At 69.0% G+C, this 17,133-nt stretch carries 18 protein-coding genes and 1 pseudogene; 4 read left to right on the forward strand and 15 right to left on the reverse strand.

Annotated features, from left to right (window positions below; genetic code table 11):
- From U4Y91_RS29325 to waaA, 4 genes and pseudogenes are all read left to right on the forward strand, one after another.
- Positions 1-206 (forward strand): annotated as a pseudogene (locus tag U4Y91_RS29325) (phosphomannomutase/phosphoglucomutase); the annotation flags it as partial.
- A 177-nt stretch (positions 207-383) separates the two neighbouring features.
- Complete coding sequence (waaC, locus tag U4Y91_RS29330) at positions 384-1,379, forward strand: lipopolysaccharide heptosyltransferase I (protein WP_415750512.1); 996 nt, start codon at positions 384-386, stop codon at positions 1,377-1,379.
- A 52-nt stretch (positions 1,380-1,431) separates the two neighbouring features.
- Positions 1,432-2,316, forward strand: a complete 885-nt coding sequence (locus U4Y91_RS29335; RefSeq protein ID WP_321808002.1) for a Kdo hydroxylase family protein — start codon at positions 1,432-1,434, stop codon at positions 2,314-2,316.
- 37 nt (positions 2,317-2,353) lie between these two features.
- Positions 2,354-3,721 carry a lipid IV(A) 3-deoxy-D-manno-octulosonic acid transferase gene (waaA, locus tag U4Y91_RS29340; protein WP_321808003.1) on the forward strand — a complete coding sequence of 456 codons (1,368 nt, stop codon included), beginning with the start codon at positions 2,354-2,356 and terminating at the stop codon, positions 3,719-3,721.
- Positions 3,722-3,781: 60 nt separating this feature from the next.
- Here waaA and ureG read toward each other — a convergent pair whose 3' ends face one another.
- The 15 genes from ureG to U4Y91_RS29415 all read right to left on the reverse strand — a co-directional run bounded on the left by ureG (position 3,782) and on the right by U4Y91_RS29415 (position 17,127).
- Positions 3,782-4,429, reverse strand: a complete 648-nt coding sequence (ureG, locus tag U4Y91_RS29345) for an urease accessory protein UreG (protein ID WP_321808004.1) — start codon at positions 4,427-4,429, stop codon at positions 3,782-3,784.
- Positions 4,430-4,443: 14 nt separating this feature from the next.
- Positions 4,444-5,124 carry an urease accessory protein UreF gene (locus tag U4Y91_RS29350; protein WP_321808005.1) on the reverse strand — a complete coding sequence of 227 codons (681 nt, stop codon included), beginning with the start codon at positions 5,122-5,124 and terminating at the stop codon, positions 4,444-4,446.
- Positions 5,111-5,749 carry an urease accessory protein UreE gene (ureE, locus tag U4Y91_RS29355; protein ID WP_321808006.1) on the reverse strand — a complete coding sequence of 213 codons (639 nt, stop codon included), beginning with the start codon at positions 5,747-5,749 and terminating at the stop codon, positions 5,111-5,113. Before ureE ends, U4Y91_RS29350 begins: the two co-directional genes overlap by 14 nt.
- Positions 5,750-5,767: 18 nt before the next feature.
- Positions 5,768-7,474 carry an urease subunit alpha gene (gene ureC / locus U4Y91_RS29360; protein WP_044846265.1) on the reverse strand — a complete coding sequence of 569 codons (1,707 nt, stop codon included), beginning with the start codon at positions 7,472-7,474 and terminating at the stop codon, positions 5,768-5,770.
- A 28-nt stretch (positions 7,475-7,502) separates the two neighbouring features.
- Positions 7,503-7,808, reverse strand: a complete 306-nt coding sequence (locus tag U4Y91_RS29365) for an urease subunit beta (protein ID WP_321808007.1) — start codon at positions 7,806-7,808, stop codon at positions 7,503-7,505.
- Positions 7,809-7,822: 14 nt separating this feature from the next.
- Positions 7,823-8,125 (reverse strand): urease subunit gamma, encoded by a 303-nt coding sequence (gene ureA, locus U4Y91_RS29370; RefSeq protein ID WP_006406310.1) that lies wholly within the window; start codon positions 8,123-8,125, stop codon positions 7,823-7,825.
- A gap of 236 nt (positions 8,126-8,361) precedes the next feature.
- Positions 8,362-9,237, reverse strand: coding sequence for an urease accessory protein UreD (locus U4Y91_RS29375; protein WP_321808008.1), 876 nt, complete (start codon positions 9,235-9,237; stop codon positions 8,362-8,364).
- 173 nt (positions 9,238-9,410) lie between these two features.
- Positions 9,411-10,103 carry an urea ABC transporter ATP-binding subunit UrtE gene (gene urtE, locus U4Y91_RS29380; RefSeq protein WP_321808009.1) on the reverse strand — a complete coding sequence of 231 codons (693 nt, stop codon included), beginning with the start codon at positions 10,101-10,103 and terminating at the stop codon, positions 9,411-9,413.
- A gap of 4 nt (positions 10,104-10,107) precedes the next feature.
- Entirely contained in the window at positions 10,108-10,965 is an 858-nt protein-coding gene (urtD, locus tag U4Y91_RS29385; RefSeq protein ID WP_124521602.1) for an urea ABC transporter ATP-binding protein UrtD, read from the reverse strand.
- On the reverse strand, positions 10,962-12,149 hold the full coding sequence (gene urtC, locus U4Y91_RS29390) for an urea ABC transporter permease subunit UrtC (protein ID WP_321808010.1): 1,188 nt from the start codon (positions 12,147-12,149) through the stop codon (positions 10,962-10,964). The genes urtD and urtC overlap by 4 nt, the downstream gene beginning before the upstream one ends.
- A gap of 1 nt (position 12,150) precedes the next feature.
- Positions 12,151-13,770: an urea ABC transporter permease subunit UrtB gene (urtB, locus tag U4Y91_RS29395; protein WP_321808011.1), complete on the reverse strand. Its 1,620-nt coding sequence runs from the start codon at positions 13,768-13,770 to the stop codon at positions 12,151-12,153.
- A 145-nt stretch (positions 13,771-13,915) separates the two neighbouring features.
- Positions 13,916-15,223: an urea ABC transporter substrate-binding protein gene (gene urtA / locus U4Y91_RS29400; protein WP_257768163.1), complete on the reverse strand. Its 1,308-nt coding sequence runs from the start codon at positions 15,221-15,223 to the stop codon at positions 13,916-13,918.
- Between the two features lie 550 nt (positions 15,224-15,773).
- Positions 15,774-16,097 carry a rhodanese-like domain-containing protein gene (locus tag U4Y91_RS29405; RefSeq protein ID WP_006758748.1) on the reverse strand — a complete coding sequence of 108 codons (324 nt, stop codon included), beginning with the start codon at positions 16,095-16,097 and terminating at the stop codon, positions 15,774-15,776.
- 11 nt (positions 16,098-16,108) lie between these two features.
- Entirely contained in the window at positions 16,109-16,765 is a 657-nt protein-coding gene (locus U4Y91_RS29410) for a protein-L-isoaspartate O-methyltransferase family protein (protein WP_124487749.1), read from the reverse strand.
- A 104-nt stretch (positions 16,766-16,869) separates the two neighbouring features.
- Complete coding sequence (locus U4Y91_RS29415) at positions 16,870-17,127, reverse strand: hypothetical protein (protein ID WP_044846256.1); 258 nt, start codon at positions 17,125-17,127, stop codon at positions 16,870-16,872.
- Positions 17,128-17,133 lie beyond the last annotated feature (6 nt).

Here is a 17,133-nt window from a genome sequence, read left to right on the forward strand (position 1 = left end):
AGTTCGACGGCGCCGACGAAGTCGTGACGATCGACGGGCTGCGCGTCGAGTACCCGGACGGCTTCGGCCTCGCGCGTTCGTCGAACACGACGCCGGTGGTCGTGCTGCGGTTCGAAGCGGAGACCAAGGAAGGGCTCGAACGCATTCAGGCGGATTTCCGCCGCGTGCTGACGGCCGCGAAGCCGGACGTCGAGCTGCCGTTCTGAACCCCGGCGGCCTGCGGGCCGCCGCCGGTGCAGCGACGGTCGAAAGATCGTCGCGCCATTCCCGAAAAGCGGCGCACGCTGACGGCGTGCGGCCGCTTTTTGCCTGTGTGCCTCCCCGGGCGCGATAAAATCGCGTCTTTATGCCTGTCGCCGGCTGTCCGCCGGCGTTTTTTCAGCGTGCAAAAGATCCTGATCGTGCGCGTGTCGTCGCTGGGCGACGTCGTGCACAACATGCCGGTGATCGCCGATATCCGGCGTCGCCATCCCGACGCGCAGATCGACTGGCTCGTCGAGGAGAGCTTCGTCGACCTCGTGCGGCTCGTCGACGGCGTGCGCGACGTGCTGCCGTTCTCGTTGCGCCGCTGGCGCAAGAAGCCGTTCTCGGGCGCGACGTGGCGCGAGATCCGCGCGTTCCGCAAGCGCCTCGCGGCCGAGCAGTACGACCTCGTGATCGACTGCCAGGGGCTCATCAAGACGGCCTGGGTCGCGAGCTGGGCGCGCGGCCCGCTCGCCGGCCTCGGCAATCGCACCGACGGCGCCGGCTACGAATGGCCGGTGCGCTTCTTCTATCGCCAGCGCGTGCCGATCGCGCCGCGCACGCACGTGGTCGAGCGTTCGCGCCAGCTGGTCGCGGCCGCGCTGGGCGACCCGGCGCCGACGCCGGCCGATCCGGTCGACTTCGGCCTCGATACGCGCGCGGCGGCGCGCGCGGTCGCGACGCTCGGCCTGAACCTGCCGGTGCCGTACGTGGTGTTCGTGCATGCGACGTCGCGCGCCGACAAGCAGTGGCCGGATGCCGCCTGGATCGAGCTCGGCCAGGCGCTCGTGCGGCGCGGCGCGTCGCTCGTGCTGCCGTGGGGTAACGACGCGGAGCGTGCGACCAGTGAGCGGCTCGCTCAGTCGTTCGGCGCGGCGGCGATCGTGCCGCCGAAGCTGTCGCTGCCGGCTGTCGTCGGCCTGATCGACGGCGCGGCCGCGACGGTCGGGGTTGATACAGGTCTGGTTCACATCGCGGCCGCGCTGAAGCGTCCGACGGTCGAACTGTACAATTTCGCGACGGCCTGGCGCACCGGCGGATACTGGTCGCCGAACGTCGTCAATCTCGGCACGGCGGGGCAGCCGCCGTCGATCGCGCAGGTGAAGGCGGCACTCGCGGGCTTCGGCCTGCTGTGATGCCCGTCATGCCTGCCCAGCCTGCCTTGCCTGTCACGCACGCGAACCGATCATGAGCGAATCCCAGATCATCGAAGTCCCGTCCGCCGACTGGAGCGGACACAACCTGTCGACGCCGCGCGAGCAGCTGCTCGCGGCGGTCGAGGAAGGCAAGGTGCTGTATTTCCCGCACTTGCGCTTCGCGATCGAAGGCGGCGAGGAAGCGTTGCTCGATCCGGCGCTCGCCGATCCGAAACGCAAGAACATCAGCCTCGCGCCGAACGGCGGCGCGCTCGCCGGCGTGCTCGGCGACAGCGTCACGCAGTCGGCCGTGCGCGCGCTGGTCGCGCGCTTCCAGCAGCAGGCCGGCACGCTCGTCGACGGCCTGTTTCCCGAATACCGCGGCAAGCTGCGCGTCGCGCCGACGAGCCTGCGGCTGATGCAGGTCGAGACGCGCCAGACGTCGTGGCGCAAGGACGACAGCCGGCTGCACGTCGACGCGTTCCCGTCGCGGCCGAACTACGGCGAGCGGATCCTGCGCGTGTTTACGAACGTGAATCCGGCCGGCCAGCCGCGCGTGTGGCGCGTCGGCGAGCCGTTCGAGGACGTCGCGAAGCGCTTCCTGCCGAAGATCCGGCCGCAGTTGCCGGGTTCGGCGTGGCTGTTGAACCTGCTGCACGTGACGAAGTCGCCGCGCAGCGCGTACGACCACCTGATGCTGAACCTGCACGACGGGATGAAGGCCGATCTCGACTACCAGAAGACTTGTCCACAGCAGACGATGCCGTTTCCGCCGGGCAGCGTGTGGATATGTTTCTCCGATCAGACTTCGCACGCTGTGATGTCCGGTCAGTTCATGCTCGAGCAGACCTTCTTCCTGCCGGTCGACGCGATGGTGCGTCGCCAATGCGCGCCGCTCGGGATTCTCGAGCGCCTGCAGGGCAGGGCGCTGGTTTGAGCGCGCCTTTTCACCGACGCAATACGAGGGCGGCTGCATGCTGAGGGCGATTTATCGCGCGCTGTGGTGGCTCGTCGCGCCGATCGCGGTGATCCGGCTCCTCGTGCGCTCGCGCAAGGAGCGCGGCTATCGCGAGCACATCGGCGAGCGCTTCGGCCACGTCGCCGGCCGTTCGCCGGACGATCGCGCGCCGCTGATCTGGGTGCATGCGGTGTCGGTCGGCGAGACGCGCGCCGCGCAGCCGCTGATCGACGCGCTGATGCGCGCGCGGCCCGACGCGCGCATCCTGCTCACGCACATGACGCCGAGCGGCCGCGCGACCGGCGAGCAGATCTTCGGCGAGCGCGTGCTGCGCTGCTACCTGCCGTACGACATGCCGGGCGCGGTGCGGCGCTTCCTGCGCGCATGGCGGCCGACGCTCGGCCTCGTAATGGAAACCGAGGTGTGGCCGACGCTGATCGACGAGTGCCGCCGCGCGGACGTGCCGCTCGTGCTGACCAATGCGCGGATGTCCGCGCGCTCGCATCGGCGCGCGGCGAAGTTCGGCGCGGCGACGCGCGACGTGTTCGGCGGATTCTCGCGCGTGCTCGCGCAGAGCCCGGCCGACGCGGAGCGGCTGACGTCGCTCGGTGCACGCAACGTGGCGGTGCTCGGCAACCTGAAGTTCGACATGACGACGCCGCCGGAGCTGGCGGCGCGCGGCCACGCATGGCGCGACGCGATCGGCACGCGGCCGGTGTGGGTCGCGGCCAGCACGCGCGAGAACGAGGAGGCGCTGGTGCTGCAGGCGTTCGCCGCGATGAAGACGGCCGGTGCGCTGCTGATTCTCGTGCCGCGTCATCCGCAGCGCTTCGCCGAAGTCGAAGCGTTGGTCGCGCGCAATGGGTTCAAGTGCGTGCGGCGTTCGGTGTGGGGCGCAAACGCCGCGGCGCTCGCGGCCGGCCGACCCGCGGTGGCCGAACCGTTGCCGCGCGACGTAACGGTGCTGCTCGGCGATTCGATGGGGGAACTCGGCGCGTACTACGCGGCCGCCGACGTCGCGTTCATCGGCGGCAGCCTGCTGCCGCTCGGCGGGCAGAACCTGATCGAGGCGTGTGCGGTCGGCGTGCCGGTGCTGATCGGCCCGCACGTGTTCAACTTCACGCAGGCAACCGCCGATGCGGTCGCGGCCGGCGCGGCGATGCAGGTCGCGGATCCGCTCGATCTCGCGCACGTGCTCGATGCGCTGTTCGCCGACAACGCGCGGCGCGTCGCGATGGGCGCGGCCGGCGCTGCGTTCGCGTCGCGCCATCGCGGCGCGACTGCGCGCTCGGTCGACGTGCTCGCGGCGCTGCTGCCGCCCGTCGAGCGCGGCGGGCGTGCGATGCACGGCGCAGCCGACGCATCCGACGCATCGGACGACTGAGCGGGCGGCGCAAGGCCGTCCCCGGGCCGACGTGGCGGCGGCATGTCGCCGCCGCGTCGCTCACACCGTCAGCAATCCCTTCCTTTCGATGAACGCGACGACCTCGGCGACGCCCTCGAGCGCCTTCAGGTTCGTCATCACGTAAGGCCGCTCGCCGCGCATCTTCTTCGTGTCGGACGCCATCACGTCGAGGTTCGCGCCGACGAGCGGCGCGAGATCCGTCTTGTTGATCACGAGCAGGTCGGACTTCGTGATGCCGGGCCCGCCCTTGCGCGGAATCTTCTCGCCGCCGGCCACGTCGATCACGTAGATCGTCAGGTCCGACAGTTCGGGGCTGAAGGTCGCCGCGAGATTGTCGCCGCCCGATTCGATGAACACGATGTCGGCGTCGGGGAAGCGCGACAGCATGCGGTCGACGGCCTCGAGGTTGATCGACGCATCCTCGCGGATCGCCGTGTGCGGGCAGCCGCCCGTCTCGACGCCCATGATGCGTTCCTCGGGCAGCGCGCCCGCGACCGTCAGCAGGCGCTGGTCTTCCTTCGTATAGATGTCGTTCGTGATCGCGACGAGGTCGTAGCGCTCGCGCATCGCCTTGCACAGCATTTCGAGCAGCGTGGTCTTGCCGGAGCCGACCGGGCCGCCGATGCCGACGCGCAGCGGCGGCAGTTTCTTGGTGCGGCGGGCGGAGGAGGGTGCGGGTGCGTTCATGGCGTGGATCGGGTTCAGGAGCGGAACAACCGCGAATACTGGGTTTCGTGCCGCGCGGACAGGATGCCGAGCTGCGGCGCGAACGTGTTGATGGCATCGGGCGGCGTCGCGAGCGCGCGGCGCACGGCCGCGTCGATCGCGCCGCGCAGCGCGACGATGATGCGCTGGCCGGCGAGCTGGCCGAGCGGCACCGCTTTCAGCGCGGCCGACGTCTGGTTCTCGACCCAGCCGAATGCGTACGCGGCGAGCGTGGCGTCGGGCGCGGCGTCGTGCGCGGCGGCCGCGTATGCGAATGCGGTCGGTAGCGCGATCGGCGTGAGCGATGCGAGCGTCGCGCGGCGTGCGGCATTGCCCCATTCGAGCGACGCGCACAGTTGCGCGAGCGACCAGCCCATCTGTTCGGTCTCGCGGCGCAGTTCGGCCGATTCGCGGCTCGCGACGAACCATGCGTTCTCGCGCGCCAGCGCGTCGGCGTCGTGCGCGTGCCAACGCGCGAGCTGGTGCGCGAGGAACGGCAGCTCGCCGTGCGCGAGCACGTCGGTCAGCCCGCTCGCGATCCAGTCGCGCGCGGTGTCGGCGTCGCGGATCAGGTTCGCGTCGAGCGCGGCTTCGAGTCCCTGCGAATAGCTGAACGCGCCGATCGGCAATGCGGGCGACGCGAGATGCAGCAGCGCGACGAGCTCAGTGGTGGTCATGACCGTGGTGGCCGTGCGAGCAGCCGGGACCATGCTGATGATCGTGATCGTGATCGTGATCGTGATCGTGATCGTGATCGTGATCGTGATCGTGCGAGTGCGAGTGGCCGTGGTGTTCGCCGAAGACCTGCTGCGCGAGCGCGTAGTCCTCGGCGAACGTCGCATCGTGCCCGTGCTTGTGGCCGCCGCCGTACGCGCCGGCTTCCGGCTGGAACGGTGCGCTCGTTGCTTCGACCTGCGTGCCGAGCCGGCGCAGCATGTCAGCGAGCACCGGATCGGCCTCGAGCTTCAGGTAACCGTCGCCGATCTCGACCGGCGTGTGACGGTTGCCGAGGTGATACGCGGCGCGCGTCAGCGTGAGCGGGTCGGCCGCGCGCACCAGCAGCACGGTCTCGGAGGCAGCGGCGACGCGCACGAGCGCGCCGTCGTCGGCGACGAGCACGTCGCCGTCGCGCAGCACGGTGCCGCGCGGCAGCAGGACCGCGACGTCCTCGCCGGTGTCGAGCGTGGCCGCGAGGCGGCTCTTGCAGCGGGCGTCATAGGCGAGCGTGAGCGTCGGCGCGCGCGCGACGAGCGACGCGGCGAGCTTCACGTTCGGGGCAATGCGTTTGTCGAGGGTGCGCATGGAACGGAAAACCGGAAATCAGAACAGGAAATAGCGCTGCGCCATCGGCAGCACCGTCGCCGGCTCGCAGGTGAGCAACTGGCCGTCGGCGATCACGTCGTAGGTTTCGGGATCGACGCTGATCGACGGGCGCCACGCGTTGTGGATCATGTCGGCCTTCGTCACGTTGCGGCAGTTGCGCACGGGCACGACGCGCTTCGCGAGCCCGTAGCGTTCGGCGATGCCCGCATCGGCGGCCATCTGCGACACGAAGGTCAGCGACGTGCGCGCGAGCGCGCCGCCGCGCGTGGCGAACATCTCGCGGTAGTGGACCGGCTGCGGCGTCGGGATCGACGCGTTCGGGTCGCCCATCTGCGCCATCGCGATCATCCCGCCCTTCAGGATCATCGACGGCTTGATCCCGAAGAACGCGGGCTCCCACAGCACGAGGTCGGCCCACTTGCCGGGTTCGATCGAACCGACTTCGTGCGCGATGCCGTGCGTGATCGCCGGGTTGATCGTGTACTTCGCGACGTAGCGTTTCGCGCGGAAGTTGTCGTTGCGCGCGCCGTCCTCGGGCAGCGCGCCGCGCTGCACCTTCATCTTGTGCGCGGTCTGCCAGGTGCGGATGATCACTTCGCCGACGCGGCCCATCGCCTGCGAGTCGGACGACAGCATCGACAGCGCGCCGAGATCGTGAAGGATATCTTCGGCCGCGATCGTCTCGCGGCGGATCCGCGATTCGGCGAACGCGAGATCCTCGGCGATCGACGGATCGAGGTGGTGGCACACCATCAGCATGTCGAGATGCTCGTCGAGCGTGTTGATCGTGTACGGGCGCGTCGGGTTGGTCGACGACGGCAGCACGTTCGCCTCGCCGCACACCTTCAGGATGTCGGGCGCATGGCCGCCGCCCGCGCCTTCGGTGTGGTACGTGTGGATCGTGCGGCCCTTGAACGCGGCGACGGTCGATTCGACGAAGCCGCCTTCGTTCAGCGTGTCGGTGTGGATCGCGACCTGCGTGTCGGTATCGTCGGCGACCGACAGGCAGTTGTCGATCGCGGCGGGCGTCGTGCCCCAGTCTTCATGCAGCTTCAGGCCGATCGCGCCGGCCGCGATCTGCTCGACGAGCGGCTGCGGCAGGCTCGCGTTGCCCTTGCCGAGGAAGCCGAGGTTGATCGGCCAGCCGTCGGCCGCCTGCAGCATGCGCTCCATGTGCCACGGGCCAGGCGTGCAGGTCGTCGCGTTGGTGCCGGTGGCCGGCCCAGTGCCGCCGCCGAGCATCGTCGTGACGCCCGATGCGAGCGCTTCGTCGATCTGCTGCGGGCTGATGAAGTGGATGTGCGTGTCGATGCCGCCGGCCGTCACGATCAGCCCTTCGCCGGCGATCACTTCGGTCGCCGCGCCGATCGCGATCGTCACGCCGGGCTGGATGTCGGGATTGCCGGCCTTGCCGATCGCGGCGATGCGGCCGTGCTTGATCGCGATGTCGGCCTTCACGATGCCCCAGTGATCGAGGATCACCGCGTTCGTGATGATCGTGTCGGGCACATCGGCGGCCACGCGCTGCGACTGGCCCATCCCGTCGCGGATCACCTTCCCGCCGCCGAATTTCACCTCCTCGCCGTAGGTCGTGAAGTCGCGTTCGATCTCGATCAGCAGTTCGGTATCGGCGAGCCGCACGCGGTCGCCCGTCGTCGGCCCGAACATTTCCGCGTACGCGCGGCGGCTCAAGCGTAGTGTCATGTGCTGTTCCTGAAGAGCGGGGCGCGGCTTACAGCGGCCCCATCACCTTGCCCTGAAAACCATAGACGGCGCGTTCGCCGGCCAGCTCGACGAGCTCGACGGTGCGCGTCTGGCCCGGCTCGAAGCGCACGGCCGTGCCGGCCGCGATGTTGAGCCGGAAGCCGCGCGCGGCCGCGCGATCGAACGACAGCGCGTCGTTGACTTCGAAGAAGTGGTAGTGCGAGCCGACCTGCACCGGGCGGTCGCCGGTGTTCGCGACGACGAGCGAGCGGGTCGGGCGGCCTGCGTTCAGTTCGTGCTCGCCGTCGTCGGTGAGGATTTCGCCGGGGATCATGCGTGCTACCTCGGTCACGGAATCGGGTGGTGGACGGTCACGAGCTTGGTACCGTCCGGGAAGGTCGCCTCGACCTGGATGTCGGGGATCATCTCCGGCACGCCGTCCATCACATCGTCGCGCGTGAGCAGCGTCGTGCCGTAGTGCATCACCTCGGCGACGGTCTTGCCGTCGCGCGCGGCTTCCATCAGCGCGGCGGTGATGAACGCGACCGCTTCCGGATAGTTGAGCTTCAGCCCGCGCGCGCGGCGGCGCTCGGCCAGCAGCGCCGCCGTGAAGATCAGCAGCTTGTCCTTTTCTCGGGGAGTCAGTTTCATGAAGGCAGTCGTTCAGGAAAACGTAATTTTTATCGGTGCGCGGGATGCCGGCAGGGGCGCGGTTCATCGTAGCACCGCGCCGTTCTTTCTGCGTCGTGTATCCGATAGGTAAGCAGCAAGGTGCGTGCCATGCCGGTGCAGCACGCGGCGATGCGCGATCGTGGTGCGCGATGCATGGATCGTGGGCAGTGCGGGCGGCGCTGCTGCGCCGAAACGGTGCGTGCCGGGCCGCGCGCTCAGGTCTGCCAGAGGCGCAGCGGTCGCGCGTCGACGCCGTGCACGAGCGGGCGCAGGTCGAGCCAGCAGTCGGTGAAGTGACGCTGCAGCGCTTCCATCGACGTCGACACCGCGCGCACCAGCACGACGCCCGGTGTCACGCAGGTCGCGCCCGCGCGCAGCGTGTCGTCGAACGGCATCCGCGCGGCAAGCGTTTCGGCGAGCGCGGCGTCGCACGCGGCGCCGGCCGCCCACAGCGTGCCGTACACGGGAAAGCCGGCGAGGCCCTGCAGCGCGCCGCGCAGCGGATCGTGCGCGTCGAGCAGAGCGCGCTCGGTCCACAGCGGCCGGCCGCCGGCATCGACGAGTGCCGAACCCGACACGATGCGGCCCGCCGACCACGTTTCGCCGGCCGCCTGCCGGCCGAGCTGCGTCGCGTCCCAGCCGATCGCGCTCGCGCCCGCGCCGAGCGTCACCGTGAAGTCCAGCGCGGCGTGGGCCGCGTCGAAGAACAGGTTGTTCTGCGGCAGCCAGTCGAGCTTCGCGTGCGCGCCGACCGTGATGCCGATGCGTTGCGTCGCGTCGAGGCCGTTCGACTTGTACCACTTGGTCGCACCGGGCGTCGTCAGCACCGCATGCGTGCCGTCGCCGAGCGCGATGTCGATGTCGAGCCGGTCGCCGCCCGCGACGCCGCCCGGCGGGTGGACGATGACCGCGTGGCAGATCGCATCGCCTTCCGGATACAGCGGCCGCTGTACGCGCAGCGGGCCGTCGTGCAGCCGATGGACGAGCGTCGTGCGCGCGCCGTGCCGTTCGAAGCCGAGTTCGAGTCGGCCGCGCCACGACTTGGCGACGGCGGGGCGGGACAGCGGGGCGTGGGAATCGAGGGCGGACATCGGCGGGAAGCAGGGAACGGACGCGGTGATCGAGGATGCTACCGCAACACTATACGCTTGGGTGTTCGGGGTGCCGAACGTGGCGAGGAGGCGCGGCGACGGTGCCGGCGATCGCGTGACATGCGTCGACTGCCGGTGCGACGCGTCGGCGCAATCACGCGCTGCGTGCCGCGCTACACCGCGATCAGCTCGCGCACGCCGTTCGTTTCCATGTCCCGCGCATCGCCGCCGGCTATGACCTCGCCGCGGCTCATCACCCAGTAATGGTCCGCGATCGAGCGCGCGAAGTCGTAATACTGTTCGACGAGCAGCACGGTCATCTTCGCTTCGTCGACGAGCTGGCGCAGCGTGCGGCCGATGTCCTGGATGATCGACGGCTGGATGCCCTCGGTCGGCTCGTCGAGGATCAGCAACTGTGGCTCGCTCATCAGCGCGCGGCCGATCGCGAGCTGCTGCTGCTGGCCGCCCGACAGGTCGCCGCCGCGCCGCGCGCGCATGTCTTTCAGCACCGGGAACAGGTCGTAGATGCGGTCGGGCACTTTCGATGGCGCCTTGCGGCTTGCCGCGCCGACGAGCAGGTTCTCCTCGACGGTGAGTCGCGGAAAGATGTCGCGGCCCTGCGGCACGTACGCGAGCCCGGCCGCGACGCGCGCATACGGCGGCAGCGCGCCGAGCGCCGTGCCGCGCCACGACACGCTGCCGCTCTTCGCGGCGACGACGCCCATCAGGCAGCGCAGCAGCGTGCTCTTGCCGACGCCGTTGCGGCCGAGCAGCACGGTGAGCTTGCCGTCGTCGGCGGCCAGCGTCACGTTGCGCAGGATGTGGCTGCCGCCGTAGTACTGGTTCAGTGCATCGATCTTCAGCATTGCGTTACCGTCCGAGATAAGACTCGATCACCGCGTCGTCGCGCTTGACCTGGTCGAGCGTGCCTTGCGCGAGCACCGCGCCTTCGGCCATCACCGTCACGCGGCCCGTGTCGCCCGCGAGCGCCGCGACGAACTCCATGTCGTGCTCGACGACCATCATCGAGCAGGTGCCGCGCAGCGTATTCAGCAGCTTCGCGAGTTCCATCGTCTCGTGGTCGGTCATCCCGGCCGCCGGCTCGTCGAGCAGCAAGAGGGCGGGGCGCTGCATCAGCAGCATGCCGATCTCGAGCCGCTGCTTCTGCCCGTGCGACAACTCGCCGGCCGCGCGATACGCGTCGCTTTCGAGGCCGATCAGCGCGAGCGTCTCCTCGATCTTCGCCTGCGCCGCGCGGTCGAGCCGCGCGCGCAGCGACGCGAGCCAGCCCTTGTCGGTCTGCATCGCAAGCTCGAGGTTTTCCCACACCGGATGCTGTTCGAACACGGTCGGCTTCTGGAACTTGCGGCCGATCCCCGCGCGCGCGATCCCGGGTTCGTTCATCCGCGCGAGGTCGATGGTCTGGCCGAGAAACACCTTGCCCGCATCGGGCCGCGTCTTGCCGGTGATCACGTCCATCATCGTCGTCTTGCCCGCGCCGTTCGGGCCGATCACGCAGCGCAGCTCGCCCGCGTCGATCGCGAGCGACAGCTTGTTCAGCGCGCGAAAGCCGTCGAAGCTCACCTCGATGTCCTCGAGGTAGAGGATCGTGCCGTGCGACGTGTCGATGCCGGGCGGCGCCACGCGGCCCATCGATGCGCTGCCGCTGACGGCCAGCAGCTCGTCCTCGGGCGGTGGCGTGAACTGGTAGAGGGCGGTGCCGTTCATCCGCGTTTCCCCTTTGCGAGCAGCGTGTCGACGAGGCCCATGATGCCGCGCGGCAGCAGGAGCGGCACCATCACGAAGATCAGGCCGAGAAAGAACAGCCAGTATTCGGCGAAGTACGCGGTAAAGAGGCTCTTCGCGCCGTTCACCGCGAACGCGCCGACGATCGGCCCGATCAGCGTGCCGCGCCCGCCCACCGCGACCCAGATCGCCATTTCGATCGAGTTGCCGGGCGACATCTCGCCGGGGTTGATGATGCCGACCTGCGGCACGTACAACGCGCCCGCGATCCCGCACAGCACGGCCGACAGCGTCCACACGAACAGCTTGTACGCGAGCGGGCTGTAGCCGAGGAACATCAGCCGCGTCTCGCCGTCGCGCACCGCGGTGACCACCCGCCCGAGCTTGCTGGTGACAATTGCGCGCGCGACGATGAACGCGAGCACGAGCGTCGCGAAGGTCAGCAGCAGCAGCACCGTGCGCGTGCCGGGCGACGTGATCGGAAACCCGGCGATGCGCTTGAAGTCGGTGAAGCCGTTGTTGCCGCCGAAGCCCGTCTCGTTGCGAAAGAACAGCAGCATCGCGGCGAACGTCAGCGCCTGCGTGATGATCGACAGGTACACGCCCTTCACGCGCGAGCGGAACGTGAAGAAGCCGAACACCCACGCGAGCACGGCCGGCACGAGCACGACCAGCGCGAGCGCCCACGCGAGATGCTGCGTGCCGCTCCAGTACCACGGCAGCTGATGCCAGTCGAGAAACACCATGAAGTCGGGCAGGTCGCTGCCGTACTTGCCGTCGCGGCCGATCTCGCGCATCAGGTACATGCCGATCGCATAACCGCCGAGCGCGAAGAACAGCCCGTGGCCGAGGCTGAGAATGCCGCAGTAGCCCCACACGAGATCGAGCGCGAGCGCGGCGATCGCGTAGCACATCAGCTTGCCGGCGAGCGTCATCGCATACGCGGACAGATGGAACGCGCTCGACTCGGGCGCGACCAGCGCGGCGAGCGGCACGCCGATGCCGATCGCGAGGCACAGCGCGACGAGCGCGAGCCATGCGCGGCGCGACAGCAGCGCGGGGCGGGGCGGCAGGCCGAGCGCGAATTTTTCCTCCGCGCGCGCGGCGGCAGCGGGCTTCGGCGCGTCGGCGATCGGCTTCGACAACGAATCGATGATTGAAGTCATGTCAGGCCTCCGCGCTGCGTCCCTTCGGGGCGAACATGCCCTGCGGACGTTTCTGGATGAACAGCACGATCATCACGAGCACCGCGATCTTCGCGAGCACGGCGCCCCAGAACGGCTCGATCGCCTTGCTGACGAGGCCGAGCCCGAAACCGCCGAGCACGGTGCCGGCGATCTGGCCGACGCCGCCGAGCACGACCGCCATGAACGAATCGATGATGTAGTTCTGCCCGAGGTCGGGGCCCACGTTGCCGATCTGCGACAGCGCACAGCCGCCGAGGCCCGCGATGCCCGCGCCGAACGCGAACGCATACGCATCGACGCGCGCGGTCTTCACGCCGACGCACGCGGCCATCCGCCGGTTCTGCGTGACCGCGCGCACGAACAGGCCGAGCCGCGTCTTCGTCAGCACGCCCCACGCGACGCACACGACCGCGAGCGCGAACGCGAGGATCGCGAGCCGGTTGTACGGCAGGATCAGGTTCTGCATCACGGTGACGCCGCCGCTCATCCACGACGGGTTCACGACCTGCACGTTCTGCGCGCCGAACAGCATGCGCGTCGCCTGGATCAGGATCAGGCTCACGCCGAAGGTCGCGAGCAGCGTCTCGAGCGGGCGGCCGTACAGGTGCCGCAGCACGAGCCGCTCCAGCACGACGCCGACCAGCGCGGCCGCCGCGAACGAGACGGGCACCGCGAGGAGCGGATACCAGTCGAACGCGGCCGGCGCGTAGCGCTGGATCAGCGTCTGCACGACATAGGTTGCGTACGCACCGATCATCAGGAATTCACCGTGCGCCATGTTGATCACGCCGATCAGCCCGTACGTGATCGCGAGGCCGAGCGCCGCGAGCAGCAGCACGCTGCCGAGCGACAGGCCCGCGAACACGGTGCCGACGATTTCGCCGCGGCGCTGCAGTGCGTGCAATGCGTCGAGGCCTTGCTGCGCGGCGTCGCGCACGCGCGCGTCGGGTTCCGTGTAGCTGCCGTCGGCATTCTTCGCGACGAGCGGGCGCAACTGCTCGATCATGTCGAGGTCGCGGCGCGCGGCCACCACCTGCACGGCTTCGAGACGCTTCGCCGGATCGGCGTCGTGCAGCGCGGCGATGGCCCACAGTGCGTCGAGGCGGCGCTTCAGCGCGGGATCGGTTTCCTTCGCGCGCGCGCGATCGATCATCGGCTTGAGCGCCGGGTCGGGTGACTTCAGCAGCGCATCGATCGCGTCGCGGCGCGCGGCGACGTCGGTCGAGGCGAGCGCGAGGCCCGACAGCGCGCCGGCGATCTTCGTGCGCAGCAGGTTGTTCAGCATCACGGGCTGCGCGTCGCCGGCCGGCGTCGCGGCTTGCGTGAGCGCGTCGTGCGCGGTGTCGCCGGTCTGGATCAGCAGGCGGCCGTCGCCGGTCGCGAGCGCGTCGCCGCTCGACAGCGCATTGAGCAACGCGACGGCGCGCGGGTCGGCATCGGCGGCAAGATGGTCGACCGCGGTCGTCTTCGCGTCGAAGTCGTCGCCGGCGAGCGCGGCGGTATCGGCGGCCGTCAGGGCGAACGCGGCGCGCGGCAGCGCGCCCGCCAGTGCGGCACAGGCGACGATCGCGACGGCGGCGCGGCGAAAGCGTGTAGGCATCGGGAGATCCTGTCGGGCGTGGGAAAGCGGGTTCATGCGGCGGTGCGCGTGCACGGGCGCGTGCGATTCGTGACGGTGAGTACCGGCATTCGCGCACCGACCTGCAAGCGGAGCGCCACGCCGGTGCGCAGCGCCCCGCATCGCATCAGACCAGCGCCGCGCGCTGCCGGCGCAGGAACGCCGGGATCGAGCTGACGATGTCCGGCTTGCCCTGGTTGCCCGCGATGAACGGGCTCCACGGCTGCGCGCGCACCGCGGTCTTCGTCTTCCACACGACGTTGAACTGCCCGTCGCCGCGGATCTCGCCGATCATCACCGGCTTGTGCAGGTGATGGTTGCCGTCCATCGAGAGCGTGAAGCCCGAGGGGCCGGCAACGGTCTGGCCGATCATCGCGACGCGCACCTTGTCGACGTCGGTGCTCTTCGCCTTTTCGACGGCCTGCTTCCACATGTGGATGCCCACGTAGGTTGCCTCCATCGGATCGTTCGTCACGCGCTTCGCACCGCCCGGCAGGTTGTTCGCCTTCACCCACGCGGCGAACTGGTCCTTGAACTTCGTGTTGGTCGGGTTCTTCACCGACATGAAGTAGTTCCACGCGGCGAGATGGCCGACGAGCGGCTTCGTGTCGATCCCGCGCAGCTCTTCCTCGCCGACCGAGAACGCGACCACCGGAACGTCGGTCGCCTTGATTCCCTGGTTGCCGAGCTCCTTGTAGAACGGCACGTTCGAATCGCCGTTGATCGTCGAGACCACGGTCGTCTTGCCGCCCTGGGCGAAGTTCTTGATGTTCGCGACGATCGTCTGGTAATCGCTGTGGCCGAACGGCGTGTAGACCTCCTGAATGTCGGCGTCCTTCACGCCCTTCGATTTCAGGAACGCGCGCAGGATCTTGTTGGTCGTGCGCGGATACACGTAGTCGGTGCCGAGCAGGAAGAAGCGCTTCGCGCCGCCACCTTCCGCGCTCATCAGGTACTCGACGGCGGGGATCGCCTGCTGGTTCGGCGCGGCGCCCGTGTAGAACACGTTGCGCGACATTTCCTCGCCTTCGTATTGCACCGGGTAGTAGAGCAGGCCGTTCAGCTCCTCGAACACCGGCAGCACCGATTTGCGCGACACCGACGTCCAGCAGCCGAACACGCACGCGACCTTGTCCTGCGTGAGCAGCTGGCGCGCCTTCTCCGCGAACAGCGGCCAGTTCGATGCGGGATCGACGACCACCGGCTCGAGCTTGCGGCCCATCACGCCGCCGTTCTTGTTGATCTCGGCGATCGTCATCAGCGCCGTGTCCTTCAGCGACGTTTCCGAGATCGCCATCGTGCCCGACAGCGAATGCAGGATGCCGACCTTGATCGGGCCCGTGCCCGCATCGGCCGCGTGAGCGAACGGACTCTTGCCTGCCAGCGCGAGTGCACCGGCCATCGAACCGAACTTCAACAGACTGCGACGTTTCATCGGGATCCCCTTGTCATGTTGGATGTGCGTGCGCCGTGGCGGCGCCGGCATCGGAGTAACGCAAGGCATGTGCCAGTCGCGCCGATGCACGCCAGGCGTGCCTGCGAGGGGCGGCGCGGGGCGCCGGCGCGGTGCGCATGACGCGTCGTGCAGCATGCGCGATCCGTTGCGGTGCGCTCGCGCGGGCGCAAATGGTGCACGGCGGGGGCCCGTGTTCGAGCGCGTGCGTCACACTTCGAAGGGGGTGCGGCGCGTGATCGATGCGCACGCATCCGGCCGTGTCGTGTCGGCGTCGCGTGCACACGGCTTGGTCATGAAGTGCCAGGGGAAGGGCGAGGCGCTCCGCTCGACGGGTGCGTTGCCCGGGTTCTCGCCGCCTCGCGTCATCGAGCGGACGCGGATGGCCGGCGTGCGGAAACAAACGAAAGAGGATGGAACGGTGCAGCAGAAACGCAAACGGGCGCGCGATGCGCGCCCGTTCGGCGGGACTGGAGCGATCGGCTATTACTCGCCGGTCGCCGCGGCGGCGCGCGATGCGCCGCCGGGAAGGTCAGTAACGCGGTACGGACGGATCGACGTCACGCGACCACGCGTCGATGCCGCCCTGCAGGTTGTACAGCTTCGTGAAGCCGCGCGATTCGAGGAACATCGCGACCTGCGCGCTGCGCATCCCGTGATGGCACACGCAGACGATTTCCGCTTCGTCGTCGAGCTCCTCGCTGCGCGCGGGGATCTGCTGCATCGGGATCGACACGCTGCCGGCGATCTGCGCGGTCGAGATTTCCCACGGCTCGCGCACGTCGAGCACGACCGGCGCGGGGCGCGCCGGATCGCGAAGCCATTCCGCGAGCATCGCGGGCGTCAGGATCTGCATGGGGCCGCCGCTCAGAACTTGAAACGCGACGGTTCGATCGCGTTGACGAGGTGGTCGACGTAGGTTTCGAATACGTCGGCGACGCGGTACTGCTTCTCGTCGATGCGCGTGATGACCTGCGCCTTCATCACCGGACGGCCGCCGACGAACGCCGACAGTCGGCCGCCGATCTTCAGCTGTTCGAGCATCTGCTGCGGCACGACCGGCAGGCCGCCCGCGACGCAGATCACGTCGTACGGCGCCTTGTCGGGCCAGCCGAGCGAGCCGTCGCCGAGCGCGACTTCCGCGTTCGTCACGCCGTCGTTGCGCAGGTTGTCTGCCGCGAACTTCGCGATGGCCGGATCGATCTCGACGGCCGTCACGTGCTGCGCGCGATGCGCGAACAGCGCGGCCAGGTAGCCCGAACCCGCGCCGATCACGAGCACGTTCTCGTGCTTCTTGACCGCCAGTTCCTGCAGCACGCGCGCTTCGACGCGCGGGAACAGCATCTTGCTGCGGCCGCCGGGCAGCGGCAGCTCGAGGTCGGCGAACGCGAGATCGCGGTGTTCGGGCGACACGTAGTGTTCACGCTTGACGATCGACAGCAGGCCCAGGACGTCCAGATCCAGCACGTCCCACGGCCGGATCTGTTGTTCGATCATGTTGAAACGCGCGTTTTCGATATTCATGGTGTGGTCACGCAGCCAGGTCGGCCATCAGCGGGGATAGAGAAACTTCGTGATTGTACCAAACGGGGCGGCTGCGAAGCCTTCAGACGGCCTGCAACAGACCTTTACGCCTTGCTCTTCTTGATCTGCGCCTCGAACGCGAGGTCGAGCTTGCTCGCCTTGCGCGGCTTTTTGGGGCCGAATTCGTCGACGAACCTGACGAATTCGTCGAGCGGCAGCGGCTCGCTGCGTTTCTCGGCGGTGCCGCCGGAGCGGTCGACCAGGTAGAACAGGCCGCCCGCCATCGCGACGGCGGCGAACTGCGGGTTGCCGGAACGGGTCTTCAGGCGTTCGACCGCGTGGGTTGCTTTGGTGGTGCGCATCGTGCG

Source organism: Burkholderia sp. BCC1993, assembly GCF_905339865.1.
Lineage (GTDB): Bacteria > Pseudomonadota > Gammaproteobacteria > Burkholderiales > Burkholderiaceae > Burkholderia.